The 25,196-nt window shown below is 66.8% G+C and carries 24 protein-coding genes, 1 tRNA gene and 1 pseudogene; 14 read left to right on the top strand and 12 right to left on the bottom strand.

Translation table 11 applies throughout. The features are described from left to right. The first annotated feature begins 52 nt into the window (after positions 1 to 52). The 3 genes from sixA (at position 53) to AC731_RS19235 (ending at position 2,270) form a co-directional block, all read left to right on the top strand. The gene (gene sixA / locus AC731_RS19245) at positions 53 to 505 is read left to right on the top strand and encodes a phosphohistidine phosphatase SixA (RefSeq protein ID WP_004258957.1); all 453 of its coding nucleotides are present in this window, start codon (positions 53 to 55) and stop codon (positions 503 to 505) included. A 198-nt stretch (positions 506 to 703) separates the two neighbouring features. Beyond that, positions 704 to 1,276 (top strand): DUF2062 domain-containing protein, encoded by a 573-nt coding sequence (locus AC731_RS19240; protein WP_004258959.1) that lies wholly within the window; start codon positions 704 to 706, stop codon positions 1,274 to 1,276. A 37-nt stretch (positions 1,277 to 1,313) separates the two neighbouring features. After that, on the top strand, positions 1,314 to 2,270 hold the full coding sequence (locus tag AC731_RS19235) for a hypothetical protein (RefSeq protein ID WP_156480746.1): 957 nt from the start codon (positions 1,314 to 1,316) through the stop codon (positions 2,268 to 2,270). Positions 2,271 to 2,293: 23 nt separating this feature from the next. Here the strand turns inward: AC731_RS19235 and mnmA are convergent, their stop codons facing one another. The 3 genes from mnmA to AC731_RS19220 are packed head-to-tail and all read right to left on the bottom strand — an operon-like array spanning position 2,294 to position 4,568. Beyond that, positions 2,294 to 3,391 (bottom strand): tRNA 2-thiouridine(34) synthase MnmA, encoded by a 1,098-nt coding sequence (mnmA, locus tag AC731_RS19230; protein ID WP_004258968.1) that lies wholly within the window; start codon positions 3,389 to 3,391, stop codon positions 2,294 to 2,296. Between the two features lie 25 nt (positions 3,392 to 3,416). Continuing rightward, positions 3,417 to 4,103 (bottom strand): hypothetical protein, encoded by a 687-nt coding sequence (locus AC731_RS19225; RefSeq protein ID WP_004258970.1) that lies wholly within the window; start codon positions 4,101 to 4,103, stop codon positions 3,417 to 3,419. A 12-nt stretch (positions 4,104 to 4,115) separates the two neighbouring features. Then, the gene (locus AC731_RS19220; protein WP_004258973.1) at positions 4,116 to 4,568 is read right to left on the bottom strand and encodes an NUDIX hydrolase; all 453 of its coding nucleotides are present in this window, start codon (positions 4,566 to 4,568) and stop codon (positions 4,116 to 4,118) included. A 180-nt stretch (positions 4,569 to 4,748) separates the two neighbouring features. Between AC731_RS19220 and AC731_RS19215 the strand changes: the two genes are divergently transcribed. The 6 genes from AC731_RS19215 (at position 4,749) to AC731_RS19190 (ending at position 9,933) form a co-directional block, all read left to right on the top strand. Continuing rightward, positions 4,749 to 5,669 carry a branched-chain amino acid transaminase gene (locus AC731_RS19215; RefSeq protein ID WP_004258977.1) on the top strand — a complete coding sequence of 307 codons (921 nt, stop codon included), beginning with the start codon at positions 4,749 to 4,751 and terminating at the stop codon, positions 5,667 to 5,669. 24 nt (positions 5,670 to 5,693) lie between these two features. Continuing rightward, on the top strand, positions 5,694 to 5,894 hold the full coding sequence (locus AC731_RS19210) for a zinc-finger domain-containing protein (protein WP_004258980.1): 201 nt from the start codon (positions 5,694 to 5,696) through the stop codon (positions 5,892 to 5,894). 91 nt (positions 5,895 to 5,985) lie between these two features. Further along, complete coding sequence (locus AC731_RS19205; RefSeq protein ID WP_205626614.1) at positions 5,986 to 6,420, top strand: YybH family protein; 435 nt, start codon at positions 5,986 to 5,988, stop codon at positions 6,418 to 6,420. 3 nt (positions 6,421 to 6,423) lie between these two features. Then, positions 6,424 to 7,389, top strand: a complete 966-nt coding sequence (locus AC731_RS19200; protein ID WP_048708514.1) for a YheT family hydrolase — start codon at positions 6,424 to 6,426, stop codon at positions 7,387 to 7,389. A 129-nt stretch (positions 7,390 to 7,518) separates the two neighbouring features. Then, complete coding sequence (locus AC731_RS19195; protein WP_004258987.1) at positions 7,519 to 8,910, top strand: phosphomannomutase/phosphoglucomutase; 1,392 nt, start codon at positions 7,519 to 7,521, stop codon at positions 8,908 to 8,910. Positions 8,911 to 9,057: 147 nt separating this feature from the next. Next, entirely contained in the window at positions 9,058 to 9,933 is an 876-nt protein-coding gene (locus AC731_RS19190; protein ID WP_048708512.1) for an HDOD domain-containing protein, read from the top strand. Between the two features lie 79 nt (positions 9,934 to 10,012). Here the strand turns inward: AC731_RS19190 and alaS are convergent, their stop codons facing one another. Beyond that, on the bottom strand, positions 10,013 to 12,634 hold the full coding sequence (gene alaS, locus AC731_RS19185) for an alanine--tRNA ligase (protein WP_004258991.1): 2,622 nt from the start codon (positions 12,632 to 12,634) through the stop codon (positions 10,013 to 10,015). 155 nt (positions 12,635 to 12,789) lie between these two features. Here alaS and AC731_RS19180 point away from each other — a divergent pair, with 155 nt between their 5' ends. Further along, a complete protein-coding gene (locus AC731_RS19180) occupies positions 12,790 to 13,341 on the top strand; it encodes a cob(I)yrinic acid a,c-diamide adenosyltransferase (protein WP_004258996.1) in 552 nt (183 codons plus the stop codon). A 31-nt stretch (positions 13,342 to 13,372) separates the two neighbouring features. On the opposite strand, the gene dinB is transcribed toward AC731_RS19180, so the two are convergent. The 4 genes from dinB to AC731_RS19160 form a co-directional block, all read right to left on the bottom strand. After that, complete coding sequence (dinB, locus tag AC731_RS19175) at positions 13,373 to 14,467, bottom strand: DNA polymerase IV (RefSeq protein WP_004259000.1); 1,095 nt, start codon at positions 14,465 to 14,467, stop codon at positions 13,373 to 13,375. A gap of 84 nt (positions 14,468 to 14,551) precedes the next feature. Next, positions 14,552 to 14,628 (bottom strand) — tRNA-Pro (locus tag AC731_RS19170). Between the two features lie 35 nt (positions 14,629 to 14,663). Further along, complete coding sequence (locus tag AC731_RS19165; protein ID WP_004259003.1) at positions 14,664 to 15,632, bottom strand: polyprenyl synthetase family protein; 969 nt, start codon at positions 15,630 to 15,632, stop codon at positions 14,664 to 14,666. Between the two features lie 81 nt (positions 15,633 to 15,713). After that, on the bottom strand, positions 15,714 to 16,976 hold the full coding sequence (locus tag AC731_RS19160) for an extracellular solute-binding protein (protein ID WP_004259006.1): 1,263 nt from the start codon (positions 16,974 to 16,976) through the stop codon (positions 15,714 to 15,716). Positions 16,977 to 17,174: 198 nt separating this feature from the next. On the opposite strand from AC731_RS19160, the gene AC731_RS19155 reads away from it, so the two are divergent. The 4 genes from AC731_RS19155 to AC731_RS19140 all read left to right on the top strand — a co-directional run bounded on the left by AC731_RS19155 (position 17,175) and on the right by AC731_RS19140 (position 21,750). Continuing rightward, a complete protein-coding gene (locus AC731_RS19155) occupies positions 17,175 to 17,555 on the top strand; it encodes a hypothetical protein (RefSeq protein WP_004259009.1) in 381 nt (126 codons plus the stop codon). A gap of 105 nt (positions 17,556 to 17,660) precedes the next feature. Further along, entirely contained in the window at positions 17,661 to 18,755 is a 1,095-nt protein-coding gene (rlmM, locus tag AC731_RS19150) for a 23S rRNA (cytidine(2498)-2'-O)-methyltransferase RlmM (RefSeq protein WP_004259011.1), read from the top strand. Between the two features lie 128 nt (positions 18,756 to 18,883). After that, positions 18,884 to 20,341, top strand: coding sequence for a DEAD/DEAH box helicase (locus AC731_RS19145; protein ID WP_048708510.1), 1,458 nt, complete (start codon positions 18,884 to 18,886; stop codon positions 20,339 to 20,341). Positions 20,342 to 20,442: 101 nt separating this feature from the next. Continuing rightward, positions 20,443 to 21,750, top strand: coding sequence for an EAL domain-containing protein (locus tag AC731_RS19140; protein ID WP_048708508.1), 1,308 nt, complete (start codon positions 20,443 to 20,445; stop codon positions 21,748 to 21,750). Here the strand turns inward: AC731_RS19140 and AC731_RS19135 are convergent. The 4 genes and pseudogenes from AC731_RS19135 to AC731_RS19120 form a co-directional block, all read right to left on the bottom strand. After that, on the bottom strand, positions 21,744 to 22,073 hold the full coding sequence (locus AC731_RS19135; RefSeq protein WP_048708507.1) for a hypothetical protein: 330 nt from the start codon (positions 22,071 to 22,073) through the stop codon (positions 21,744 to 21,746). The genes AC731_RS19140 and AC731_RS19135 overlap by 7 nt on opposite strands. Before the next feature lie 95 nt (positions 22,074 to 22,168). Continuing rightward, complete coding sequence (locus AC731_RS19130) at positions 22,169 to 23,548, bottom strand: NAD(P)(+) transhydrogenase (Re/Si-specific) subunit beta (RefSeq protein WP_048708506.1); 1,380 nt, start codon at positions 23,546 to 23,548, stop codon at positions 22,169 to 22,171. After that, positions 23,549 to 23,851, bottom strand: coding sequence for an NAD(P) transhydrogenase subunit alpha part 2 (locus tag AC731_RS20180; RefSeq protein ID WP_004259024.1), 303 nt, complete (start codon positions 23,849 to 23,851; stop codon positions 23,549 to 23,551). Between the two features lie 13 nt (positions 23,852 to 23,864). After that, a pseudogene (locus AC731_RS19120) lies at positions 23,865 to 24,988 on the bottom strand (NAD(P) transhydrogenase subunit alpha). Positions 24,989 to 25,196: the final 208 nt, after the last annotated feature.

Genomic DNA, 25,196 nt, shown 5'->3' with positions numbered 1-25,196 from the left:
CCTGCAACAGTCAGGACGCATGATGCGGGCCCCTGATTCAACGGAGAAGCGAATGGATCTCCTGCTCTGGCGCCACGCCGAAGCGGTCGACGGCAGCCCCGACCACGCCCGGGAGCTCACCCAGCGCGGCCACAAGCAGGCCAGGCGCATGGCCGCCTGGCTGACGGAGAACAAGCCCAAGCACCTGCGCGTGCTGGTGAGCCCGACCTTGCGCACCCGGCAGACGGCCAGCGCCTTCGCCGACGACTTCGAGATCGTCAGCAGCCTCGCCCCCGACGGCAGCGTGGCCGACATCCTGGCGGCCACGGGCTGGCCGGACGCCAGCGGTGCCGCGCTCGTCGTCGGCCACCAGCCGGCGCTCGGCCGTCTCGCTGCCCTGCTGCTATCCGGCGAGGAAGCGGACTGGACGATCAAGAAGGGGGCGCTGTGGTGGTTCACCAACCGGGTCAGGGACGACGAAACCCAGACGGTCTTGCGGGCCGTGATCCCCTCCGAGTTGCTCTGAGGCGTGATGGCGCCCTCCCCGTCACAGGGCGCGGAGGGATTGTTGTCCAGGTGGTGAATTCCTCACGGCGGATGCGGTCGAACTGGCCGAGAATCATCCACTTGCAAGACGGAAACCGACGGTCCAAGCTCCCTCGGGCGGGGAGCTTGTTCTTTCCTCCGCATTGCGTAAGATGCCGCATTCGCCCCGGACCGGACCATGCTCGGACGCTTCCTGCCTTCGCACGACACCATCAAGCAGAGTCGCCTGCTGCGCTGGCTCGGACCGCGCATCCACGACCCGCTGCTGTGGCACATCAACCGCCGCGCCGTGGCGCGCGGTGTAGCGGTCGGCGCCTTCTTCGGGCTGATGATCCCGGTGGCGCAGATTCCCGCCGCCGCCATCGCGTCGCTGCTGTTGCGTGGCAACCTGTGGATCGCCGCGGTCTCGACGCTGGTCAGCAACCCCTTCACCTACGGCCCGCTCTACTACTTCGCCTATCGGCTGGGTGCGCACATCATCGGTGCGCCGGTACCGGCCGCGGTCGAGGCCCAGACGGCGGAAGCCCCTTTCGCGGTACTGGATTCGCTCAGCCAGGCCTGGACCTGGATCACCGGCATCGGGCAGCCCTTGCTGCTGGGCATGGCGATCATGGCCGTTTCCGGCGCCCTCATCGGCTACCTGGGCGCACAGGCGTTCTGGCGCTTCAAGGTGATCGCCAAGCGTCGTCGCACCCTGGCGACCCGCCGCCTTTCGGCCCACGCCGACAACCGCCCCGTCAGCAGCACCTGACGGTCGCGGCCAGCACACTGGAACGGTTCCGGACGCAATGAAAGTCGAGACGGACATAAACCCGCCCATCGCCGAAGGGACGGTGGCCATCATCGACGGCATGCGTCGTGTGTACTACGACGGCTACTGGATCAAGGTCTACGATCCGCCGGCCGACTCCCTGAAGGCGAAGAAGCAGCTCATCCAGGCGCTGACGCGCCGGCTGTTCAATCACGTCGAGCACGGCATCAACATCCCCGGCAAACGTCTGGACGACACGCGGCGCGCCTACGAGGCCGAACAGGATCCCGCGCGCAAGCGCGTCAAGGGCGCGATGCTGGCGGGTGCGCTATTCAATCGCGCCACCGACATCTTCACCAAGCTGGTGGAGTTGCAGGAACTCGGCATCGAGATCGACACCGACAACGCGCTGATGCGCGAGTGCGGCTTCTGCCTGCAGGAGGCACTCAACCTCGGACGCCTGGTCCTGCACCGCAGCGGCGAGGAAGGCATCGACGAGTTGTGGGGCGAACCCTTCCGCGCCTTCTCGATTCCGGTCGAGGCCTTCTACGACAGTCGCTACATCAAGATCGCCCAGACACTGCGCGACATCGACCGACTGGGCGCCGTCATGTCCTCGACCCTCGGGGCCATTCCGATGTACGACGGCATCCAGCGACTGATCGCCCATTTCACGACAGCTGCCAAGGTCAAGTGCGAGACCCTGCGTACCGACCCGGACATCTTCGACGTGTGGTCGGACTTCGTCGTCGCATCCGAAGAGCTCGCCGCCTTCGCGCCCCAACTCTCGCACAGCGTGAATGCCGCGGATCAGCAACTCGCCGCCGACGGCCAGCGCCTGTTGCTGCAGGGGCGCGACCTCGTCACCTTCATCACCCGCGCCCGCGTGCCGATGCCCAAGAGCACGCGTGAGTTCATCGAGCGCATGGAAACCTTCGCCGCCCGCGCCCGCCTGCAGGGCCAGCCCCCGCTGGCCGGCCCGCTGCCCTACTAGGAAGACCGGCGTGCCGGCGGAGCTCAGACGATGATGCCGCCGCCCAGGCAGACCTTGGATTCATAGACCACGACGCTCTGCCCCGGCGTGAGCGCCCATTGCGGCTGGGCGAAGGCGATCTCGGCCCTGCCGTCCGCGATGCGGTCGATCTCGCACGGCTGGTCGGGCGTGCGATAGCGCGGCTTGGCCGTATACACCCAGTTGGTGTGCGGGTCGCGGCCCGCGATCCAGTTGAGGTCGGTCGCCACCAGACGGTCGCGCAACAGGGCCGGGTGGTCGTGGCCCTGGACCACGTACAGCACATTGGCCTTGATGTCCTTCTTCGCCACGTACCAGGCGTCGTGTTCGCCCGCCTCGTCCTGGTTGCCCTTGAGGCCGCCGATGTGCAGGCCCTTGCGCTGGCCGATGGTGTGATACATCAGGCCCTGATGCTCGCCCAGCACGCGCTCGTCGTCGAGCGAACGGATCTCGCCCGGCTTCGTCGGCAGGTAGCGCATCAGGAACTCGCGGAACGGGCGCTCGCCGATGAAGCAGATCCCCGTCGAGTCCTTCTTGGCTGCGACGTGCAGGCCGGCCTGCTCGGCGATCTTGCGCACCTCGCGTTTGTACAGCGCACCGAGCGGAAACAGCGTCTTCGCCAGCTGCGCCTGGTTGAGGCGGTAGAGGAAGTAGCTCTGGTCCTTGGTGCCGTCCTCGGCCTTGAGCAGCTGGTACTCGGTGCGGCCGTCGTTGGTCCACTCGCGCACCTGGGCGTAGTGACCGGTGGCGATGCGCTCGGCGCCGAGCTGCATGGCGTGATCGAGGAAGCAGCGGAACTTGATCTCGGAGTTGCACAGGATGTCGGGGTTCGGCGTGCGGCCGGCCTCGTATTCGCGCAGGAAGTCGGCGAACACGCGGTCCTTGTACTCCGCGCTGAAATTGACCACTTCGAGGTCGATGCCGATGACGTCGCACACCGAGGCGACATCGACCAGATCCTGGCGCGTCGAGCAGTAGTCCGAATCGTCGTCGTCCTCCCAGTTCTTCATGAACAGGCCGGTGACCGCGTAGCCCTGCTGCTTGAGCAGCAGGGCCGTCACCGAGGAGTCCACGCCGCCGGACATGCCGACCACGACCTTCATGCCATTTCCTTCCTGAATCCCGTACTTACTGGACATTCGGTCCCCCTCCATTGAGCCATTCGGCAAGCGGCAGCACGACCGCCGGCTCGCCATTGTCGACGAACCAGCTGTCGACCGCATAACGTTCGCCGGGCCGGGCCGCTTCCGCGCCGTCCGGCCCTTCGATCACCAGTCCGTCCTCGGTGCAGTTGCATCCGGCCAGGGCCTCGCCCGGTGGCAGACGCTCGAGGCGCTCGGCCAGCGACAGTTCCTCGATCACCGCACTGAAGTGCTGGAAGATCACGCTCGTGCGCCGCGCCGGTTCCACCACACGGTGGAAACGCAGCCCGCCTCGCGCTTCGAGCAATTGCAGCAGGCGCGTGGTCGAGGTCGAGTGGTCGATGCAATCCATGCGCCCATGTACGCCCCCATCGAGGAAGTTGCCGCTGCGATCCGCGCCCACGGGAGTCTGCGTCGCGGCCACCCGGTACAGCCGCCCCAGCACCTCGGCAATCGAATCACGCTCCTCGGCGGCACTGCGCGCGCTGGCCAGGCGGTGCCCGAGCCGGGCCAGCGTGCTGGCAGCGTAGCGCACCTCCCCCTGCTGCTTGCAGCCGTAGTTGTAGCAGATGCTGACCCGGCCCTCGTCCGTATTCCCCGCATCGCCGCGCAGCGTCATCGCCTGTGAGAGCAGCGGTGTACCGAGCAGCACGACCAGGAGCAGACGGATCATCGCTCCGCAGGATCAGTAGTGCCGCACCAGCGACAACGGGTGACGCTGCCCGGCGAGCCAGTCCTCGATGCACTGCAGGATCAGCGGACTGCGATGGCGGTCGGCCGTCGCACGCACCTCGTCGATCGTCATCCACACCGCCCGGACGATGCCGTCGTCGAGCTTGCGGCCCGGCTCCGCGCCCTCGATACGGCCACCGTAGGCGAAGCGCAGGTAGGTGATGTCGCCCTGCGGACGCGTCCACTGGTAGATGCCGACCAGGTACTCGGGCAAGAAGCGGTGCGCGGTCTCCTCGAGCGCCTCGCGCACCGTCGCCTCGAGCAGGGACTCCCCCGGCTCGAGGTGGCCGGCCGGCTGATTGAAGCGCAAGCCTTCGGGCGTATGCTCCTCGACCAGCAGGAAACGGCCCTCACGCTCGATGACTGCGGCAACGGTGACGTTGGGCTTCCACTCGCGATCGCTCAATTCGCACTCCTTTGATTCCAGCCGTGCATTCTAGCGCGCGACAGCGCCTTTCCCCACCGCAGCAAGGCTTCCGCGCCAGCAAAGCGGCGTTCGCAGACCCTGCCTTTGCGCTAGAATCCGCAGGTTACGCCCGCCGGACGCGGGCTGCCGAATCAACTTCCTGAGGTGGAGAACCCAATCATGTCCATGGCTGATCGCGACGGTTTCATCTGGCAAGACGGCAAGCTCGTTCCGTGGCGCGAAGCGACCACGCACGTGCTGACCCACTCCCTGCACTACGGTCTGGCCGTCTTCGAAGGCGTACGCGCGTACAACACCGCCAAGGGCACGGCAATCTTCCGCCTGGCCGAGCACACCCAGCGCCTGATCAACTCCGGCAAGATCTACATGATGGACATCCCCTACTCGAAGGATGAACTCATGGAGGCGCAGAAGGAGGTCGTGCGCGCCAACAAGCTCGAGTCCTGCTACCTGCGTCCGCTGGCCTTCTACGGCTCGGAGAAGATGGGCATCTCCACCCGCGGCGCGACCGTGCATGTCGCCATCGCTGCCTGGCCGTGGGGCGCCTACCTCGGCGAGGAAGGCCTGGAGAAGGGCATCCGCGTCAAGACCTCGTCCTACACCCGCCACCACGTCAACTCGACGATGCCGCGCGCCAAGCTGGCAGCGACCTACCCGAACTCCATCCTCGCCAACCTCGAAGTGACCAAGATGGGCTACGACGAGGCGCTGCTGCTCGACAACCAGGGCTTCGTCGCCGAAGGTGCGGGCGAGAACCTGTTCATCATCAAGGACGGCAAGATCTACGAACCCGAGATCGCCTCGGCGCTCACCGGCATCACGCGCGACTCGATCATCACCATCGCCCGCGAATTCGGCCTGGAAGTGCAATCCAAGCGTCTCACCCGCGACGACATCTACCTCGCTGACGAAGCCTTCTTCACCGGCACCGCAGCCGAAGTCACCCCGATCCGCGAACTCGACGACCGCATCATCGGCGAAGGCAAGCGCGGTCCGGTCACGACCAAGCTTCAGGCGCGTTTCTTCGACGTGGTCAATGGCCGCGCCCCGGAATACGAGCACTGGCTCGCCTACGTCTGATTTCCCGTCCAGAGGATTTGCGTCATGGTTGAGAACACCGACAAGACCCAGGCCGTCGCCATCAGCGCCAAGGATCTACCCCTGCACTGTCCGCCGCCCGGCGCGCCGCTGTGGGCACGCCACCCGCGCGTCTTCCTGGACGTGCTGAAAACGGGCGAAGCGGTATGCCCGTATTGCAGCGCACACTACGTCTTCACCGGCGAGCGCCCGAAGGGCCATCACTGACCGACGGGCCGGAACCGACGGAACGCTGACGAACGATCAACACGGGGGCCAATACCGCGGTATTCGGCCCCCGGTCTTTTCTAGCCGGACCATGAGCATCAAGAAACCGATCTACACCTCCGCAGCGGACGCCGAAGCCGCGTTCTACGACGCGCTCGCCCGCGCCGACTTCGACGCCATGATGTCGGTGTGGTCCGAGGACGACGAGATCGCCTGCATCCATCCGGGCGGCCCCCGCATCGTCGGCCTGCAGGCCGTGCGTGAGGCCTGGCGGCAGATGCTGGCCGGCGGCGCCCACCTGCAGGTCGACGTCAGCGAAGCCGTGGTCAGCGGCAACGCGATGGTGGCGGTACATAGCGTGTTCGAGAACATCCGCGTCGCGGGTGCCACGGCGCGCTCACCGTTGATCGCGGCCACCAATGTTTACATCCGTGGCGCACTGGGCTGGCGGATGGTCATGCACCATGCCTCTCCAGTGCCCGATGCCGCCGACTTCGGCGACCTGTCACCGCGCGTGGTGCACTGACGGATGACTCGCGTCGCCGCGTATCGCGCTCCGTGGTGGCTACCCGGCGGCCATGTGCAGACCATCTGGCCGGTCGCCCGCAAAGGGCCGCTACCGCCCTACCGGCGCGAGCGCTGGAACACGCCGGACGGCGACTTCATCGAACTCGACTGGCTTCCGGCGGGCGAAGCACAGACGCCGCTTGTCGTACTGTTCCACGGCCTCGAAGGCTCGAGCCGTTCGCATTACGCACGCACGCTGATGTCCGCCGTCGCGGCGCGTCGGTGGCGCGGCGTGGTGGTGCATTTCCGCGGCTGCGGCGGCAGTCCGAACCGTCTCGCACGCGCCTACCACTCGGGCGACAGCGAGGAGATCGACTGGATCCTCCGCCGCCTTCGCGTTGCTGCGGACGGAGCTGCGCTGTTCGCCGCGGGCGTCTCGCTCGGTGGCAACGCCCTGCTGAAATGGCTGGGCGAACGCGAACACGAGGCGGCAGAACTTGTCACCGCTGCAGCCAGCGTGTGCGCGCCCCTCGACCTGACCCTCTCCGGCGCCGCACTCGGGCGCGGCTTCAACCTCGTCTATACCTGGCACTTCCTGGCAACGCTGAAGACGAAGGCCTTGGCCAAGTGCGCGGAACACCCGGGCCGCTTCGATGCCCCACGCATCGCCCAGGCGCGCAGCCTCGAAACCTTCGACGACGCGTACACCGCGCCCGCGCATGGTTTCGCCGACGTCGGCGACTACTGGCGCCGCGCCTCGGCGCGCCCCTGGCTGCGCGGCATCCGCTGCCCCACGCTGGTCCTGAACGCGGCCAACGACCCCTTCGTGCCGGCCAAGGCCCTGCCCGATGTGCTGACCCTGCCCGCAACAGTCACTTTCGAATGTCCGGCGGGCGGCGGCCACGTCGGCTTCCTTGGCGGCGACTGGCCGGGAACGCAGGACTGGCTCGGCCAGCGCCTGCTGGCCCACTTCGACACGCTGCGCTGAGAGCCGGACGGCTGGCGCACGCCAGGCGATGCCCGCGCACGTGTTTGGCTGATGCGGGCCCGGCAAGCGAACGAATGACCGCCACTCGGCATAGAATCGCGCTTTTCGTTTCCGCCACGCAGCCGCCCGATGAGCACACCACGCTACGCCACGCCCGCCCCCGAGATCTTCAAGGCCTATGACATCCGCGGCATCGTCGACACCGTCCTGACGCCCGATGCCGTCCGCGCAATCGGCCACTCACTCGGCTCCGAAGCCCGGGCGCGGAAGCAGACGGCAATCGCCGTGGGCCGTGACGGACGCCTGTCGGGCCCCGCACTTGCCACCGCGCTGGCAGACGGTATCCGCGCCGCGGGCGTCGACGTCGTCGACATCGGCTGCGTGCCCACGCCGCTCACCTATTTCGCCGCGCACGAGCTCGGCTGCGATTCCTGCGTATCCGTCACCGGCAGCCACAACCCGCCCGACTACAACGGCCTCAAGATGGTCCTGGGCGGCCAGACCCTGTTCGGCGACATGATCCAGGATCTGCGCCGCCGCATCGCGGAGGACGACCTCGCCCATGGCGCGGGCGAAGTGCGCACCGCGGACGTATGCGCCGCCTACATCGAGCGCATCGCCGGCGACGTCAAGCTCGCACGCCCGATGAAGATCGTCGTCGATTGCGGCAACGGCGTTGCCGGCGGCATTGCCCCCGAACTCTTCCGCCGCCTCGGCTGCGAGGTCGTCGAACTGTTCTGCGACGTCGACGGCCGCTTCCCCAACCACCACCCCGACCCGTCCAAGCCCGAGAACCTGCAGGACGTGATCCGCATGCTGCGCGAAACCGACGCCGAACTCGGGCTGGCCTTCGATGGCGACGGCGACCGTCTCGGCGTCGTGACCAAGGACGGTGAGATCATCTACCCCGACCGCCAGCTGATGCTGTTCGCCGAAGACGTGCTGTCGCGCGTACCGGGCGGCGAGATCATCTTCGACGTCAAATGCACGCGCAACCTGGCGCCCTGGATCCGCGCGCGCGGCGGCAAGCCGACGATGTGGAACACCGGGCATGCACTGGTGAAGGCAAAGCTCAAGGAGACCGGCGCCCCGCTGGCCGGCGAAATGAGCGGCCACATGTTCTTCAAGGAACGCTGGTTCGGTTTCGACGACGGCCTGTATTCGGGCGCCCGCCTGCTCGAGATCCTGTCCGCACGTCCTGACGCCAATGCCGCCCTGAAGGCGCTGCCCAACGCCGTCAGCACGCCGGAGCTGAACCTGAAGATGAACGAAGGCGAGCCCTTCGAACTCGTGAAGCGCCTGAAAGCATCGGCGCGGTTCGACGGCGCACAAGCGGTGATCACCCTCGACGGCGTGCGCATCGAGTACGCCGACGGCTTCGGCCTGGCCCGTCCGTCCAACACGACGCCGGTCGTCGTGCTGCGCTTCGAGGCAGACGATGCGGACGCACTGACCCGGATCCAGTCCGCATTCCGCACTGCGATCAACGGCGTGTGGCCCGGGCTCGACCTACCCTTCTGAACGTCCGCGGTGGCCCGCAAGGGCCTGCCGCCGCCGACAACACGCACCCGCGAGTAATATTTCCGCAGTGCAACGCGACAAGGCTTGCCGGCCATCGCCCGCAGCTTCATCATGAGTGCTCTGTGTGGCGAGGGAAGAACAAGAAAAATGTCGTACAAGACGAACAGTCTCAATCTCGGGGCGCTCGAACACGCGCTGAAGGGCGTCAATATTCCGGCCTGCCCGGCGGTGCTCGTCCAGATCATGGACGAGCTGAACAACCCGGACGCGAGCGACCGTCGCATCGCAGCCCTCATCGGCGAGGACGTGGGCATCGCCTCGCTGGTCGTACGCTCGGCCAACTCCCCCCTGTTCAGTCGCGGCAAACGCATTGCATCGGTGGCCGATGCGGCCCGCCTGCTGGGTTTCGGCACCGTGACCAACCTCGTGCAGGAAGCCCTGCTGCGCAGCGCGATCGCCGTCGAGGACGTCTCGCTCGAGCGCTTCTGGGATACCTCACGCATCACCGCCGCAGCCAACGCGCGGCTGGCCCGCAGCACCGGCGCAGCACGACCTGAAACGGCCTACACCTTCGGCCTGTTCCACGACTGCGGCATGCCGCTGCTGATCCAGCGTTTCGACGGCTACAAGGCGGTGCTCGGCCAGGCGAACACCTGCACGGAGGGCTGGTTCACCGACGTGGAGGACCAGGCGCTCGGCACCAATCACGCCATCGTCGGGTATTTCCTGGCACGAACCTGGGGCCTGAACGACGCCGTGAGCCTCGGCATCCTGTGCCACCATGACTACTCGATCTTCGACGGTCTGAACGATCTCGGCGACGACGCCCGCACGCTGGTGGCAATCAATGCGATCGGCGAGCACGTGGCCAGCACCCACCTGCGCACACGCAACGACACCGACTGGAGCAAGGCAAGGGCGCCGGTGGCCCAGTACCTCAGCCTGACGCTCGCCGAACTCGACGACCTGGCGGACGATCTGATCTACGAGTTCGACCGCGAGATGGACGCCGAAACCGCCTGAACTGCAACCCAGCATCGCGCGAAGAACCAAAAAAAGGCCGCATCCCTGCGGCCTTTTTGCTTCAAGCGAGATCGCCGGATCAGAGCTTCGCAGCGACCCAGCCCTGCACCGCCTCCAGCGCTGCCGGCAGGTTCTCGGGCTGGGTACCGCCCGCCTGCGCCATGTCCGGCCGACCGCCGCCCTTGCCGCCGACCTGGAGGGCGACGAAGTTGACCAGCTCACCCGCCTTGACCTTGGCCGTCTGGTCGGCGGTGACGCCGGCGATCAGGCTGACCTTGCCTTCGCGCACGCTCGCCAGCACGATCGCGGCGGACTTGAGCTTGTCCTTGAGCTTGTCCATGGTATCGCGCAGGGTCGGCACGTCGGCGCCTTCGAGCACCGCAGCGAGCACCTTGATCCCGCCGACCTCCACCGCCTGGCTCACCAGTTCGTCGCCCTGGCTGGCAGCAAGCTTGGCCTTGAGGCGGGCGAGTTCCTTCTCCAGCGCGCGCACGTTGTCGAGAATGCCGGCGACGCGCTCGGCGACCTCGTCGGGCTGGACCTTGAGCAGCGCCGACATCCCCTGCACGCGGCGCTCCTGCTCCTGGGCGTAGCGCAGGGCGTTTTCGCCGGTGATCGCCTCGACGCGGCGAATGCCGGCAGCGACACCGCCCTCGCCGATGATCTTGAACAGACCGATGTCGCCGGTGCGGGAGACGTGGGTGCCGCCGCACAGTTCCTTCGACGTACCGATCGACAGCACGCGCACCTCGTCGGCGTACTTCTCGCCAAACAGCATCATCGCGCCGGACTTCTGCGCCGCCTCCAGCGCCATGACCTCGGCCTGCGTCGCCGAGTTGGCGAGGATCTCGCGGTTGACGATCTCCTCGACCTCGCGGATCTCCTCGGCCGTCATCGGCGCGGGGTGCGCGAAGTCGAAGCGGGTCTTGTCCGGATCGACCAGCGAGCCCTTCTGCTGCACATGGGCGCCGAGCACCTCGCGCAGGGCCTTGTGCATGAGGTGGGTGACCGAGTGGTTGCGCGCGGTGGCGGCACGGGCGGCGACATCGACCCGGGCGAGCACGCCCTGGCCAACGGCCAGCTTGCCGGTGCGCACCACGCCGTGGTGGCCGAAGACCGCGGCCTGGATCTTCTGTGTGTCCTCCACGCCGAAGATGCCGGCCGCGCCACGCAGCTCGCCGCGGTCGCCGACCTGGCCGCCGGACTCGGCATAGAACGGCGTGTGGTCGAGCACGACCACGCCCATCTCGCCCTCGAGCAGTTCGTTGACCGCCGCACCGTCCTTGTACAGCGCGAGGATGTTGCCCTTCTCCTCCAGCAGCGTGTAACCGTGGAAGGTGGTCTCCGGGCCTTCGTACTCGAGGTTGGCCGCCATCTTGAACTTGCCGGCGGCACGCGCCTGCTCCTTCTGGCGCGCCATCGCCGCATCGAAGGCCGCGGCATCCACCGTCACCTCGCGCTCGCGACAGATGTCGGCGGTGAGGTCGAGCGGGAACCCGTAGGTGTCGTGCAGCTTGAAGGCGGTATCGCCGTCGAAGACCCTCTTGCCGGCCGTTTCCATCGCAGCGAGCTCGGCCTCGACGATCGCCATGCCGTTCTCGATGGTGGCGAAGAAGCGCTCTTCCTCCTGGCGCAGCACGTCCATGATGCGGCGCTCGCCATCCTTCAGCTCGGGATAGGCGCTGCCCATCTCGGCCACGAGGTCCGGCACCATCTTGTGGAAGAAGGCTGCACGCGCGCCGAGCTTGTAGCCGTGGCGGATGGCGCGGCGGATGATGCGGCGCAGCACGTAGCCGCGGCCCTCGTTGCCCGGGATCACGCCGTCGGCGATCAGGAAGGAACAGGCACGGATGTGGTCGGCCAGCACCTTCAGCGACGGAGAGTCCATGTCGGCACCGGAGGTCTCGCGCGCGGCCGCCTTGATCAGCGCCTGGAACAGGTCGATCTCGTAGTTGGCGTGCACGCCCTGCAACACCGCCGAGATGCGCTCCAGCCCCATGCCGGTGTCCACCGAGGGCTTGGGCAGCGGATGCATCACGCCCTGCTCGTCGCGGTTGAACTGCATGAACACGTTGTTCCAGATCTCGATGTAGCGGTCGCCGTCTTCCTCGGGCGATCCGGGGGGACCGCCCCAGATGTGCTCACCGTGGTCGTAGAAGATCTCGGTGCACGGACCGCAGGGACCGGTGTCGCCCATCATCCAGAAGTTGTCCGAGGCGTAGCGCGCGCCCTTGTTGTCGCCGATGCGGATCACGCGCTTCGCCGGCACGCCGACTTCCTTGGTCCAGATGTCGTAGGCCTCGTCATCCTCGGCATACACCGTGACCCACAACTTTTCCTTGGGCAGCTTGAAGACTTCGGTGAGCAGTTCCCAGGCGTACGAGATCGCGTCGCGCTTGAAGTAGTCACCGAAACTGAAGTTGCCCAGCATCTCGAAGAAGGTGTGATGCCGCGCGGTGTAGCCGACGTTCTCGAGATCGTTGTGCTTGCCACCGGCGCGCACGCACTTCTGCGAGGTGGTGGCACGCGTGTAGGCACGCTTGTCGAAGCCGAGGAACACGTCCTTGAACTGGTTCATCCCGGCGTTGGTGAACAGCAGCGTGGGGTCCTCGTGCGGCACCAGCGAGCTGGAGGCAACGATCTGGTGACCCTTGGACTCGAAGAACTTGAGGAAGGCGTCGCGGATTTCGGCGGATTTCATGGAAGTTTGCGTGTTTTCTGGACGATTGGCCCGCGCTGCAGGCGAATGCGCAAGTTTATCATGAGCTTAAGCGCGTCATTTGCCGCCCCGCGCCACGACGGGCTTCGCCTATAATTGCCGTTCACGTCAACCTACGAACGGGACACGAGCACACCATGGGTAATCGCCTCTCGAAGATCTACACCCGCACCGGCGACGCCGGCACCACCGGCCTGGGCGACGGCAAGCGCGTCTCCAAGAACAGCCTGCGCATCCACGCACTGGGCGAGGTCGACGAGACCAACGCCATCGTCGGCCTGCTGCTGTGCGAGGACTTGCCCGAGGACGTGCGCACGCTGCTCACCGACGTGCAGCACGACCTGTTCGACCTCGGCGGCGAAGTCTGCATCCCGGGTATGAGCATGATCACCGAGAAGCAGGTGACCCACCTCGAGAACGAACTCGATCGCTTCAACGAAGACCTCGAGCCGCTGAAGGATTTCATCCTGCCCGGCGGCACCCGCGCCGCAGCCTATGCCCATCACGCCCGCACCGTGTGCCGCCGCGCCGAGCGCGCGCTGGTGGCACTGGCACTGGAAGAGGCGGTCAACGATGCCCCGCGTCAGTACCTGAACCGGCTGTCCGACCTGCTGTTCGTGCTTGGCCGCGTGCTCAACCGCGCCGGCGGCCGTGGCGACGTGCTGTGGCAGAAGCGCAAGAACGCCTGAAGACGGCCTGAGCTGACCAGCCCGGGCAGCGCTACGGTCCGCCGCACGCCTCGTCCGGCAGGGCATCGAACAGCGGCATCTGCGCCTCCTGCCCGCCCACGCCGTCCTCATCCTCGACGAAGCGCACACCCACCCCGAGCAGCCGCACGGGCCGGCCCCGGCGTGCGTGCGCCTCGTCGAGCAGTGCGCCCCACACCGCATCATCGGGCATTGCAGCGACACACTCTGCCGTCGTCTGAGTGAAATCGGCGAACTTGACCTTGACGACGGCCTTGTGCACCGGCCGCGTCTCGCGTGCCCGCTCGAACCGGACGCGAAACTCGGCGATCAGGGCCGGCAGCGCCGCCTGGCAGGCCGCAAGATCGGCCAGGTCGCTCGCGTAGGTGGTTTCGACGGACAGTGACTTGCGGATGCGGTCCGGCTTCACCGGCCGGTCATCGATGCCGCGGCACAGACGGTACAGGCTCGCGCCAAAGCTGCCGAATGCCTGCGTCAATTCCGCCAGGCTCCATGCCCGCAGGTCGGCACAAGTCTCCACGCCCCTGCGACGAAGCTTGGCTGCGGTGACCTTGCCGACGCCAAAGATCTTCTTCACCGGCAGCGCGGCAACGAAGGCGTCGACCTCCTCCGGGCGTACGACGAATTGCCCGTTGGGCTTGTGCCAGTCGCTGGCCACCTTGGCGACGAACTTGCTGGGGGCAATGCCGGCCGACGCCGTGATACCCACCTCGGCCTGGATGCGCGCCCGGATCTCCTGCGCCATCAGGGTGGCCGATCCCCGGCAGCGATCGATGCCCGTTACGTCCAGGTAGGCTTCGTCCAGCGACAGCGGTTCGACCAGCGGCGTGTAGTCGCGATAGATGTCGAGGATCGTACGCGACGCCGCACGGTAGCGCTCGAAGTCAGGCGGCAGCAGCACCAGCTGCGGACACAACTGCAGCGCACGCGCGGTAGACATCGCAGAATGCACGCCGAAGGCACGCGCCTCGTAGTTGCAGGTTGCGATCACGCCGCGCGTTTCGGCACGCCCGCCGACCGCAATCGGCCGCCCGACCAGCGAGGGATCGTCGCGCATCTCGATCGAGGCGTAGAAGCAATCGCAATCGCAGTGGATGATCTTGCGCATCGCCGCCTGGCTACACGCCCCCACGGAGAACAGGGCGCGGAAAACAAAAAACCGCCACGAGGGCGGTTTCTTGACGGGAATTGGTGGTCGGGGAAAGAGGATTCGAACCTCCGGCCCCTGCGTCCCGAACGCAGTGCTCTACCAGGCTGAGCTATTCCCCGACGCTTTTTACTTCTTCGCGAAGCCCACTAATATATCAGTGATTCCGCGCAACTGCAAAGTCCGATAATTGTAGCAGCGCATCCTTGAAAATGGAAGGGGGAAGAATCGAAATCGCGTCGATCGCGAGTTTCACTTCCGCCTGGGCGTAACGACGCGCTTCGTCGAGCGCCCCCGTGGCCTGGATCGCGGCCAGCACCGCGGCGAAATCGTCACGACCGCCATTCTCGATGGCGCCACGCACCAGTGCGGCCTGCTCGGGCGTACCGTGCTGCATGACGTGGATCAGGGGCAGTGTGGGCTTGCCTTCGGCGAGATCGTCACCCAGATGCTTTCCCGTGTCGGCCTCCTCGGCAGAGTAGTCGAGCACGTCGTCGATGAGCTGGAACGCCGTGCCGAGGTGCATGCCGAACGCGGCAAGGCGCGCCTCGAGCGCTTCATCCGCACCACCCAGGATACCGCCAAGGCGCGAGGCGGCCTCGAACAGCTTGGCCGTCTTGTAGCGAATCACGCGCAGGTAGTCGTCGATGACCACGTCGGCGTTGTGGCAGTTGAGCAATTGCAGCACTTCGCCTTCGGCAATCACGTTGGTCGCATCGGCCAGCACGCGCATCACGTGCATGCTGTCCACGTCGACCATCATCTGGAACGCACGCGTGTAGAGGAAGTCGCCCACCAGCACCGATGCGGCGTTGCCGAACATGGCGTTGGCGGTCTTGTTGCCGCGACGCAGGTCGGATTCGTCGACGACGTCGTCGTGCAGCAGCGTCGCCGTGTGGATCAACTCCACCACGGCGGCAAGCTCATGATGCTGCGTGCCCTTGTAGCCCATGGCCCCCGCCGTGAACAGCACGAGCGCGGGACGCAGGCGTTTGCCGCCGCTGTGGATGATGTACTCCGCCACCTGACGGATCAGCACGACGTCGGAGTGGAGGCAGTTACGAATGACCGCATCCACCGCCTGCATGTCGGCGGCGATCGGCGCGAAAAGCTGCTTGACGGACAAGGCGGACACGCTGGCGGAAAAAGAGCGGATGGTAGGCGCCGGCGTCGACCGCCGTCAAGCCGCACCCGCTCTCCCTGAGAATCAGTTGCCGATCGAAGCGCGCGCCACCGCGTTGTCCAGAGCCTCCTTGGCGGCCTTGCTGTCGGCCCAGACGCCCGCGAGTTCCTCGTCGAGAATGCGACGCACGCGTTCGCGCTCGACCACGGGCTGGGCGCCCGAGTCGGCCGTCGCGGGCTTGTTCGTGAGCTGCTCGACCGCGACGCGGACGTTATCGAGGTCATCGCCGAGCAGTTCGCTGCGCGACGCCAGGATGCCGGCCCGGTTCAGGGGCAGATAGCCGGTCTCGCGCTGCCAGGCCACCTGGTTCTCGGGTTGCAGCCAGAAGGCGATGAAACGTGCGACCGCCTTGTACTCGTCGGGCTTCTTGCCGGCGGCCGCCCACAGCGCCGGACCGTCGGCCACGGTATTCTGCGGCGCCCCCGGGAAATCCTCGTGGTAAGGCAGGCGCGAGACCGCGATATCGATCTTGCCCGAGCGACGGAAATCGACCCAGCTTTCGGACGGCGCTGCGATGACCGCGCAATCACCGGCTGCAAAGCGTCGCTCGGCCTCGCTGCGATGGTCGAACACGTGCAGGTAACGCGCCCGCGCCCAGCTCGCCATCATCGCCACGTGCTTGACCTGGAACATACCGTTGAACGACGGCGCAACGGTCTTGCCCCGCGCCGCAGCCACCGGCTCGTTATGCCACGCACTGAGGTTCTCGACCATGACGCGCCCCGGTTCTGCCACGGTATAGGGGCAGCTATGGCCAGAGTCGGCGAGTCGGCCGAGCGTTTCCTGGAGCTCGAACCAGGTCGCGACCGGCGCGGTATCGGGATTGACGCCCGCCTTGCGCAGCGCATCGCGGTTGAGGAACAGCACCGGCGTCGACAGGCCCACCGGCAGCGCGAGCAACTGCCCCTTCGCATCGACGGGCGTGCGCGTCATCATCGCCGGCGGACGCAAGGTCTGCAGCGGCACCTTGGCTTCCTTCATCAGCGCATGCAGGGGCTTGTAGCGCGGCTTGCCGGCAACGAAGCTCTCCTCGTCCTCGCCCTCGAGGATCAGCAGATGGGGCGAACCACTGCGCCAATCCGCATCGGACAGGACGACCTTGACCCCCTTCGCCTGCGCATTGAAGCGCTCGACGAGCTCCTTCACCGCAGTGGCCTTCGATTCGGGCAAACGATGGTAGAGCTGGATCTGCTGCTCGGCGCTCGCCTGTACGACAGGCGCCAGAGCGCAGCCCGTCGCGATGGCAGCGAGGGATGCAACGACCGTCTTGAAACGCTGAATATTCATGGAGATGCCGCTTGATAAGAGAGGTCGGGCAGGCGCCCATAATCGGACGCGCGGATTATAGTGCGGGCGCCTTGCCTTGAGAGGTCTCAGTTGTAACATCCGTGACGATTGCGCCGCGACGCCGCCGCGCCGGACGCCTCTTCAAGATCCCCGCGGCCCTGCCGTTATACCCCTCAAGCCCTCATCCGGTCCGACCCCATGCGCCCCACGCCCTTCCTGCCGTTGCTGCACGCGATCGTCCTCATTGCCCTGCTGCCCGCGCTGGGCGGCTGCGACATGCTCGCCGACCTGCTCGAACTCCCGAACCCCGCGCGCGAAGCTGCGGCGAAGGAGGCCGAAGGGCGCGCCATCGGCGGCGCATGCCGCCACTCGGGACGCTCGCTCGAAGATTGCTACACCCTCAACACCGCAGCCGACAAGGCCGCGGTCTTCGCCGGATGGCGCGACATGAACGACTACATGATGGAACACAAGCTCGACATCGTGCCGTCCAAGCTCGTCCCGAGCGAAGCCAGGACTGCGCCCGCACCGACGAACGGCACGGCGGCCAACGACACACCCAAGCCCGCGACACGCTGACGAACACATCCGCGCTCGCCTGCGCGGTCGCGGCGGCTTATCATCGGCAGCCTCGCCCGTCGAACCGGGCCCCGCCATCCTATCGCGCCCACGCGCCCCATCCCGATGAATCAACACACCCCCGCCGCCGGCCTGCTGAGCTCGGGCCTGATCGGCTATTGCCGCGCCGGCTTCGAGAAGGAACTGGCCGGAGAGCTCGACGACCTCGCAGCCGAAGCCGGCCTGATCGGCTACGTGCGCGCCCAGCCCGATACCGGCTACGTCGTCTTCGAGACCTTCGAACCCACGCCGCTGGGCAGCTTCGGCAACGCCACGGACTGGCGCCGCCCCTGCTTCGCCCGCCAGCTGCTGCCGTGGTTCGCACGCGTCGAGGAGTTGCCCGAGCGCGATCGCGCCACCCCCATCGTCGAAGCCGTAAAGGCCTCGGGACAACGCTTCTGCAGCGTGGTGCTCGAAACCCCGGACACCGATGAAGCCAAGCAGCGTTCCGGTTTCTGCAAGCGCTTTACCGAACCCCTGACCAAGGCACTCGAGAAGGCCGGCTGCCTGCGCAGCAGCCGCACCGGCCTGCCCGTGCTGCACGTGCTGTTCACCGACGCCACCACGGCCTGGCTGGCCGCCGGACAGAGCGACCAGTGCGCGCCGTGGCCGATGGGCATCCCGCGCCTGCGCATGCCCTCGAACGCCCCCAGCCGCTCGACGATGAAGCTCGCCGAGGCCTTCATGACCCTGCTCGATGACAACGAGCGCGAGAGCATCCTGCGCGCCGGCCAGCGCGCGGTCGACCTGGGCGCGGCCCCGGGCGGCTGGACCTGGCAGCTGGTGCATCGCGGCCTGCGCGTCACTGCCATCGACAACGGTCCGCTGCGCGACAGCGTGATGGCGACCGAGATGGTGGAGCACCTGAAGGCCGACGGCTTCACCTGGCGCCCTCAGCGCGCGGTGGACTGGATGGTGTGCGACATGGTCGAACAGCCCTCGCGCATCGCCTCCCTGATGGCCGAGTGGATCGCCACCGGACGTTGCCGCTACACCGTCTTCAACCTCAAGCTGCCGATGAAGCGGCGGCTCGAGGCGGTGGAGCAATGCCGCGAGCTGATCCGCAAGCGGCTCAACAGCGTCGGCCCCTTCGACCTGCGGATCAAGCACCTGTACCACGACCGCGAGGAGGTCACGGCCTTCCTCACGCTCAAACGCTGAGCGCACAGGGGAAGGGAGCGCTGGCATGTGCGAAGCCCCTGTCCCGTAACGGTTTTGTGTGCTGTGTATAATCCGGGTTTCCGCAATCCGGCGGTCGGCTGTCGACCGCGTCCACCCCAAAGGCACCCATGAGTTTCGCCGATCTCGGCCTCATACCCGAACTTCTCAAGGCCGTCGCCGACGCCGGTTATACCGAGCCGACGCCGATCCAGCGCCAGGCCATCCCCACCGTCATTGCCGGCCACGATGTCATGGGCGGCGCCCAGACGGGCACGGGCAAGACGGCCGGTTTCACCCTGCCGCTGCTGCACCGCATCGCCCGCCACGCCAACACCAGCACCTCGCCGGCACGCCACGCCACGCGCGCATTGATCCTCGCGCCCACGCGCGAGCTGGCGATGCAGGTCTACGAGTCAGTCAAGACCTACAGCAAGCATCTGCCGCTGCGCTCGATCTGCGTCTATGGCGGGGTCGACATCAAGCCCCAGCAGGCCGAGCTGCGCCGCGGCATCGAGGTGGTCATCGCCACACCGGGCCGCCTGCTGGATCACGTCGAACAGAAATCGATCAACCTGTCCCAGGTCGAAGTGCTGGTGCTCGACGAAGCCGACCGCATGCTCGACATGGGCTTCATTCCCGACATCAAGCGCATCCTCGCCTTGCTGCCGGCCAATCGCCAGAGCCTGCTGTTCTCGGCCACCTTCTCCGACGAGATCAAGAAACTCGCCGACCAGATGCTGAAGAACCCGCAGCTGATCGAGGTCGCTCGCCGCAACATGGTGTCGGAGACGATCACCCACCGCGTGCATCCGGTGTCATCAGGTATGAAGCGCAACCTGCTGGCGCATCTCCTGCGCCACCAGCCCGACACCCAGGCGCTGGTATTCGTCGACACCAAGCTCGCCTGTGGCCGGCTTGCGCACTTCCTCGAACGCCACGGCATCTCCGCCGACGCCATCCACGGCGACAAGGGGCAGCAACAACGCACCGAAACACTCGAGGCTTTCAAGAGCGGCAAGCTGCGCGTACTGGTCGCCACCGACGTGGCGGCACGCGGTATCGACATCGACGAACTGCCGTATGTGATCAACTTCGAGCTGCCGCACACGGCCGAAGACTATGTGCACCGCATCGGCCGTACCGGCCGGGCCGGCCATCAGGGCAACGCGGTGTCGCTCGTGTGCGCGGAAGAAAAGCACCGCCTCGCCGAGATCCAGAAGCTGATCAAGCTCGAGATTCCACAGGAAGTCGTGCCCGGCTTCGACCCCGAGCCGGAGTTCTTCGAGGCGGGCAGCCGCTCGCGTTCCCGGCGGCCGGCCTCCACCCCGGCCGAGGAGTCGCCCCGTACGCCGCGCGCCAGCAGCGGGCGTGCGCCGGGCCCGGTCGGCACGCGCCCCTCGCGGCATAAGTCGCCCATCGCGGCGGACGGCTTCGACTTCAGCAAGCCCTACGAACCCACAGCGGCAACGGGTTCGCCCCCTCCACCCGAGCTCCAGCCCACGCTGGCAGCGCAGGGCAAACCCGATCCACTGCGCCGCCCGCAACGCCCCATTGCGGTGTTGCTTGGAGGCCTGGGCCGGAAATAGGGCATTCGGGGCGGCTTATTCGATCATCGGCGGCGCAGTGGCGTAAAGTATTCTCGGATCGTTGCCGTAGATCCTGAACATCCTTCGAGAATTCGCCGCCCGTGAACATTCCAGGACGCCCGCCCGGCGCGCCATCTCCTGCCGAACCCTTCGTACCCGACCTTTCCGAAGGCGCGGAGGCTGGCGTCTATCTCGCACTTCTCGAGCTCATCGACGAAGGCCTGATCATCACCGGCGACGAGTTCATCCTCGACGCCAACGGTGCCGCCTGCCACCTGCTCGGACGTGACTATCGACAGGTTGCCGGCCGCTCGCTCAGCGCGCTGTTCCCGACGGAAGAAGCCTTCCTCGACGTGCGCGCCCGGCTGCTGATCCAGGGCGAGCGCCGCAGCCTGATCACCGTCGCCTTACCCGAAGGCGGCACGCGCGAGCTCCAGGTGTTGTGCGCTCCGCGCCTGCGCCCGGGCCTGCACGCCCTCATTCTCAGCCCGGCTGGCACACACCCGCAGCGGCTCGGACAACTCGCGGCAGACCCGACGTCGCAGCACTTCGCCTCGCACATCGAGTCCAGCCAGCTACGGTCTGCCCTGCCTGGCACGCGCATGCTCGAGGGCACCGCCTGGCAGTCGGGGCTGGATGCTTTTGAAACCGGTCTGCGCTCGGCGCTGGACAACGGCAACCTCACCCTGCACTTTCAGCCGCTCGTCGAGACCCGCTCCGGGCGACTGTGCGCCGGCGAGGCCTTGCTGCGCTGGCAGCACCCCGAACTGGGCCTGATCCCCTTCGGCCGCTTCAAGGGTGCGCTCCGCGACCCGCAGCTGATCGCGCGCCTCGGCGACTGGGTCCTGAACACCGCTTGCCGCTATGGTCGCCTGTGGCCCGCGGGCCCTGCCGGTCGACAGCCTCCGCGACTGACCGTGAACGTCGCCACCGAACAACTGTTGCACGGCGACTTTGCGGAATGCGTCCGCCTCGTACTCGAGAACAGCAATCTCGCCCCCGACCGCCTGGAGCTCGATCTCGACGAGCGAATCCTGGAGACGGACAGCCCCTCCCTGTTGCAGACAATGACGACGTTGTCGGCAATGGGTGTCCGGCTCGCGATCGACGACTTCGGCCGCGGCATGTCTTCCATCCGGCGCCTGAAGCGCTATCCGCTCAAGGCGGTGAAGCTCGATCCTGACCTGGTGCGCGGTGTCGGTCGTGACGAGGAATGCGAAGCAGTGGTGGAGGCGATGGCAGGCATGGCTGCGACACTGGGGCTCGAGGTCTTTGCACGCGGCGTCGAAACCCGCGCCCAGCAGGACTTCCTGTGCGCGCTCGACTGCCACCTGCAGCAGGGACCGTTGTTCGGGCCGCCGCTCGACGCACAGGCCTTCGCACGCAGCCTGCGCGCGGCCATTCAGTAGTCCATCAAGCTGGCGCAGGTTTCGTCGCGCCCGGTCAGGCGGCCGAAGCGCGTCAACTGTTCGCGCACGAAATCGTCGCTCACGCGGCGGTCTGCGCAGTAATCGCGCAACTGCATCGCGTACGCCAGGTTCTGCATGTCTGCGACCGTCCTGCCGATGGCCGGAAAGCGGTAATTGTCCGTCCGGCGCCACTCTGGGACGGCGGGCAGCTTGACCGGCTCCACATCGCGGGCGGCGGGCGCGGCCGGCTGCCCGCCCTGCTGGGCCTGAACGGCAGACGCGCCCAACAGGGCGACAAGAATCAGAGCACGCAGAAATGACATCGGGCCGCAACCGGAGGAAAGATGCCTCCGATTACGGCCCGATCGTACCTAAGCTTGAGCCCTTCCCGCCAGCCTGACGGCCGGCGGTTACAGGATCAGGCCTCCAGCGCCTTGACGTGGGTGATCACCTCGCCGATGGCCTGCTGCGCGCTGCCGTAGAGCATGCGGCAGTTGTCCTTGTAGAACAGCGCATTCTCGATGCCCGAGTAACCTGCGCCCTTGCCGCGCTTGACGACGATCACGTTCTGCGCCATGTCCACGTTCAGGATCGGCATGCCGTAGATCGGGCTCGTCTTGTCGGTGCGCGCCACCGGATTGACCACGTCGTTCGCCCCGATCACCAGCGCCACGTCCGCCTGCGGGAAGTCGGCGTTGATCTCCTCCAGATCGAAGATCTTGTCGTAGGGCACCCCGGCCTCGGCCAGCAGCACGTTCATGTGGCCCGGCATGCGCCCGGCCACCGGGTGGATCGCGAAGACGACCTCCACGCCGCCCTCTTCGAGCAGCTGCGCCATCTCCCACACCTTGTGCTGCGCCCCGGCCACCGCCATGCCGTAGCCCGGCACGATGATGACCTTGCTCGCGTAGCGCATCACCGAGGCGGCGTCGAGCGCGGAGAACTCCTTCATCGTGCCTTCGATCGCCTCGCCTTCGCCGCCCGCGGCCGCGCCGCTCAGCGGTGTGAAGATGACGTTGGAGATCGGCCGGTTCATCGCCTTGGCCATCAGCTGCGTGAGCAGCGTGCCCGAGGCGCCCACCACGATGCCCGCCACGATCAGCGCCGGGTTGCCCAGCACGTAGCCCTCGAAGCCCACCGCCAGTCCGGTGAAGGCATTCAGCAGCGAGATCACCACCGGCATGTCGGCCCCGCCGATCGGGCTGGTCAGCACCACCCCCAGCGCCAGCGCCAGCACGAAGAACAGCACGATGAGCACCGACGCGGGCGCATCCGACACGATGATCGCCAGGCCCAGCAGCGCGGTGACCGCGGCGAGCGCGATGTTCACCAGGTTCTGCTGCGGCAGCCGGTAAGCGTTCTTCATGATGCCCTGCAGCTTGGCGTAGGCGATGCACGAGCCGGAGAAGGCCACCGAGCCGATCAGCGCACCGAGCACCGCCAGCGTGGCCACCACCGGGCCATGCACCTCGCCGCGGGCGAACTCGAGCGCGGCGATCGCCGCCGCCGCCCCGCCGCCCATGCCGTTGTAGATGGCGACCATCTGCGGCATGTCGGTCATCTTCACCGTCTTGCCGCTCCACCACGCCACCGCCCCGCCCGACACGATGGCCAGCACCATCAGCCCGACGTTGTTCAGCTCGGGCGTGAAGAAGGTCACCACCGTCGCCGCGACCATCGCGTAGCCCGCCCACACGATGCCCTTTCGCGCCGTGACCGGCGAGCTCATCGCCTTCAGCCCCAGGATGAACACCACCGCGACCGCAAAGTAGGACGCCTGAATGAATCCGTTGACCATTTATGCGCCCCCTTCCTTCTTGTTGCCACCCTTGAACATCGCCAGCATGCGCTCGGTGACGACGTAGCCGCCCGCGGCGTTGGCCGCACCGAGGAACACCGCGACGAAACCGATGAGAAGCTGCACCGGATCGTCCGGGTCGGCGTGGCCGAGCACCACCATCGCCCCCACCAGCACCACGCCGTGCACGAAGTTCGAGCCCGACATCAGCGGCGTGTGCAGGATCACCGGCACGCGCGAGATCACTTCGTATCCCGTGAACGCGGCCAGCATGAAGATATACAGCGCTGCAATTCCTTCCATGATCGTTCTCCCTTTACAGCCCGAGGACCTGCTTGACGCCGGCGTGGCGCACTCGCCCGCGTGCGTGAGACAGGCACCGGCCATCACCTCGTCGTCCCAGTCGAGCGCGAGCGCGCCGTCCTGGATGAAGGGCGAGATGAAGTTGAACAGGTTCTTGGCGTACATCTCGGACGCATGCACCGGCATGCGGCTGGGGATGTTGACCGGCCCGATCACGAGCACGTCGTGGATCCAGACCTTCTCGCCCGCCACCGTGCCTTCGACGTTGCCGCCGGTCTCGGCCGCCATGTCGACGACGACCGCGCCCGGCTTCATCTTCGCCACCATCTCGGCGGTGATGATGCGCGGCGCGGGCTTGCCCGGAATCGCCGCGGTGGTGATGAGCGCATCGCACTGGGCGACGGCCTTGGCCAGGCGCTCGGCCTGCCTGGCCTTCTCCTCGTCGGTGAGCTCGCGCGCGTAGCCGCCCGTGCCCGCCGCCGACACGCCGGTGTCGACGAACTTGGCGCCCAGCGACTCGGCCTGCTCGCGCGTCTCGGGCCGCACGTCGTAGGCCTCGACCATGGCGCCGATGCGCCGCGCGGTGGCGATGGTCTGCAGACCCGCCACGCCACAGCCGATCACCAGCACCTTGGCCGGGCGGATCGTGCCGGCGGCGTAGGTGAGCATCGGGAAGAACTTCGGACTATGGTCGGCGGCGATCAGCGCGCACTCGTAGCCCGCCACCGCGCCCTGCGAGGACAGCGCATCCATGCTCTGCGCGCGCGAGATGCGCGGCAGGAGTTCGAGCGCGAACGCAGTGATCTGGCCTTCGGCCAGCTGGCGCGCGCGCGCGGCGCTCGCCCACGGCTGCAGCATGCCCAGCAGCACGCTGCCCGGCTTCAGCTGCGCAATCACGTCCTCGGTCGGCGGTTGCACGCAGAACACCACGTCCGACTGCGCGCACACCTCGGCCGCACTCGCGGCAAACGTCACGTCCGCAAACACCGCGTCCGGAAAGTGCGCCGGCACTCCCGCGCCCTGTTGCAACACCACCCGGGCCCCCAGGCCCAGATACTTCTTCACGACATCCGGTACGACCGACAGGCGTCGTTCGCCGGAAGCAGTCTCCGCTAGCACTCCGATGGTCAGAGGCATGGGCTGTTCCTCCCTGTTTGATCAATGGCTCGAAAGCCGTCTTCACCTGAATTTCGCGCCGGGAGCCACTTGTCGTTATATCTCCCTGCCCATTGTGTGATGGCCGGCGCGTCGGCCATATTACCGGCATTCGATCAGCCGGCAATAATCTTGACGGTATAAGGGGAAGCCGCCTGCAGGCCTGCGAGCGCGAGCGAACACCTTCCCG

Source organism: Thauera humireducens (assembly GCF_001051995.2).
Classification (GTDB): domain Bacteria; phylum Pseudomonadota; class Gammaproteobacteria; order Burkholderiales; family Rhodocyclaceae; genus Thauera; species Thauera humireducens.
The sequence above is the reverse complement of the archived record's forward strand: the minus strand, read 5'-3'. Positions and strand labels throughout refer to the sequence as shown.

Bases quoted from the DNA above. Each gene is read 5' to 3' on its own strand.
- sixA (WP_004258957.1), top strand. From the start codon at position 53: ATGGATCTCCTGCTCTGGCGCCACGCCGAAGCGGTCGACGGCAGCCCC.
- AC731_RS19240 (WP_004258959.1), top strand. From the start codon at position 704: ATGCTCGGACGCTTCCTGCCTTCGCACGACACCATCAAGCAGAGTCGC.
- AC731_RS19235 (WP_156480746.1), top strand. From the start codon at position 1,314: ATGAAAGTCGAGACGGACATAAACCCGCCCATCGCCGAAGGGACGGTG.
- mnmA (WP_004258968.1), bottom strand. From the start codon at position 3,391: ATGAAGGTCGTGGTCGGCATGTCCGGCGGCGTGGACTCCTCGGTGACG.
- AC731_RS19225 (WP_004258970.1), bottom strand. From the start codon at position 4,103: ATGATCCGTCTGCTCCTGGTCGTGCTGCTCGGTACACCGCTGCTCTCA.
- AC731_RS19215 (WP_004258977.1), top strand. From the start codon at position 4,749: ATGTCCATGGCTGATCGCGACGGTTTCATCTGGCAAGACGGCAAGCTC.
- AC731_RS19210 (WP_004258980.1), top strand. From the start codon at position 5,694: ATGGTTGAGAACACCGACAAGACCCAGGCCGTCGCCATCAGCGCCAAG.
- AC731_RS19205 (WP_205626614.1), top strand. From the start codon at position 5,986: ATGAGCATCAAGAAACCGATCTACACCTCCGCAGCGGACGCCGAAGCC.
- AC731_RS19200 (WP_048708514.1), top strand. From the start codon at position 6,424: ATGACTCGCGTCGCCGCGTATCGCGCTCCGTGGTGGCTACCCGGCGGC.
- AC731_RS19195 (WP_004258987.1), top strand. From the start codon at position 7,519: ATGAGCACACCACGCTACGCCACGCCCGCCCCCGAGATCTTCAAGGCC.
- AC731_RS19190 (WP_048708512.1), top strand. From the start codon at position 9,058: ATGTCGTACAAGACGAACAGTCTCAATCTCGGGGCGCTCGAACACGCG.
- alaS (WP_004258991.1), bottom strand. From the start codon at position 12,634: ATGAAATCCGCCGAAATCCGCGACGCCTTCCTCAAGTTCTTCGAGTCC.
- AC731_RS19180 (WP_004258996.1), top strand. From the start codon at position 12,790: ATGGGTAATCGCCTCTCGAAGATCTACACCCGCACCGGCGACGCCGGC.
- dinB (WP_004259000.1), bottom strand. From the start codon at position 14,467: ATGCGCAAGATCATCCACTGCGATTGCGATTGCTTCTACGCCTCGATC.
- AC731_RS19160 (WP_004259006.1), bottom strand. From the start codon at position 16,976: ATGAATATTCAGCGTTTCAAGACGGTCGTTGCATCCCTCGCTGCCATC.
- AC731_RS19155 (WP_004259009.1), top strand. From the start codon at position 17,175: ATGCGCCCCACGCCCTTCCTGCCGTTGCTGCACGCGATCGTCCTCATT.
- rlmM (WP_004259011.1), top strand. From the start codon at position 17,661: ATGAATCAACACACCCCCGCCGCCGGCCTGCTGAGCTCGGGCCTGATC.
- AC731_RS19145 (WP_048708510.1), top strand. From the start codon at position 18,884: ATGAGTTTCGCCGATCTCGGCCTCATACCCGAACTTCTCAAGGCCGTC.
- AC731_RS19135 (WP_048708507.1), bottom strand. From the start codon at position 22,073: ATGTCATTTCTGCGTGCTCTGATTCTTGTCGCCCTGTTGGGCGCGTCT.
- AC731_RS19130 (WP_048708506.1), bottom strand. From the start codon at position 23,548: ATGGTCAACGGATTCATTCAGGCGTCCTACTTTGCGGTCGCGGTGGTG.
- AC731_RS20180 (WP_004259024.1), bottom strand. From the start codon at position 23,851: ATGGAAGGAATTGCAGCGCTGTATATCTTCATGCTGGCCGCGTTCACG.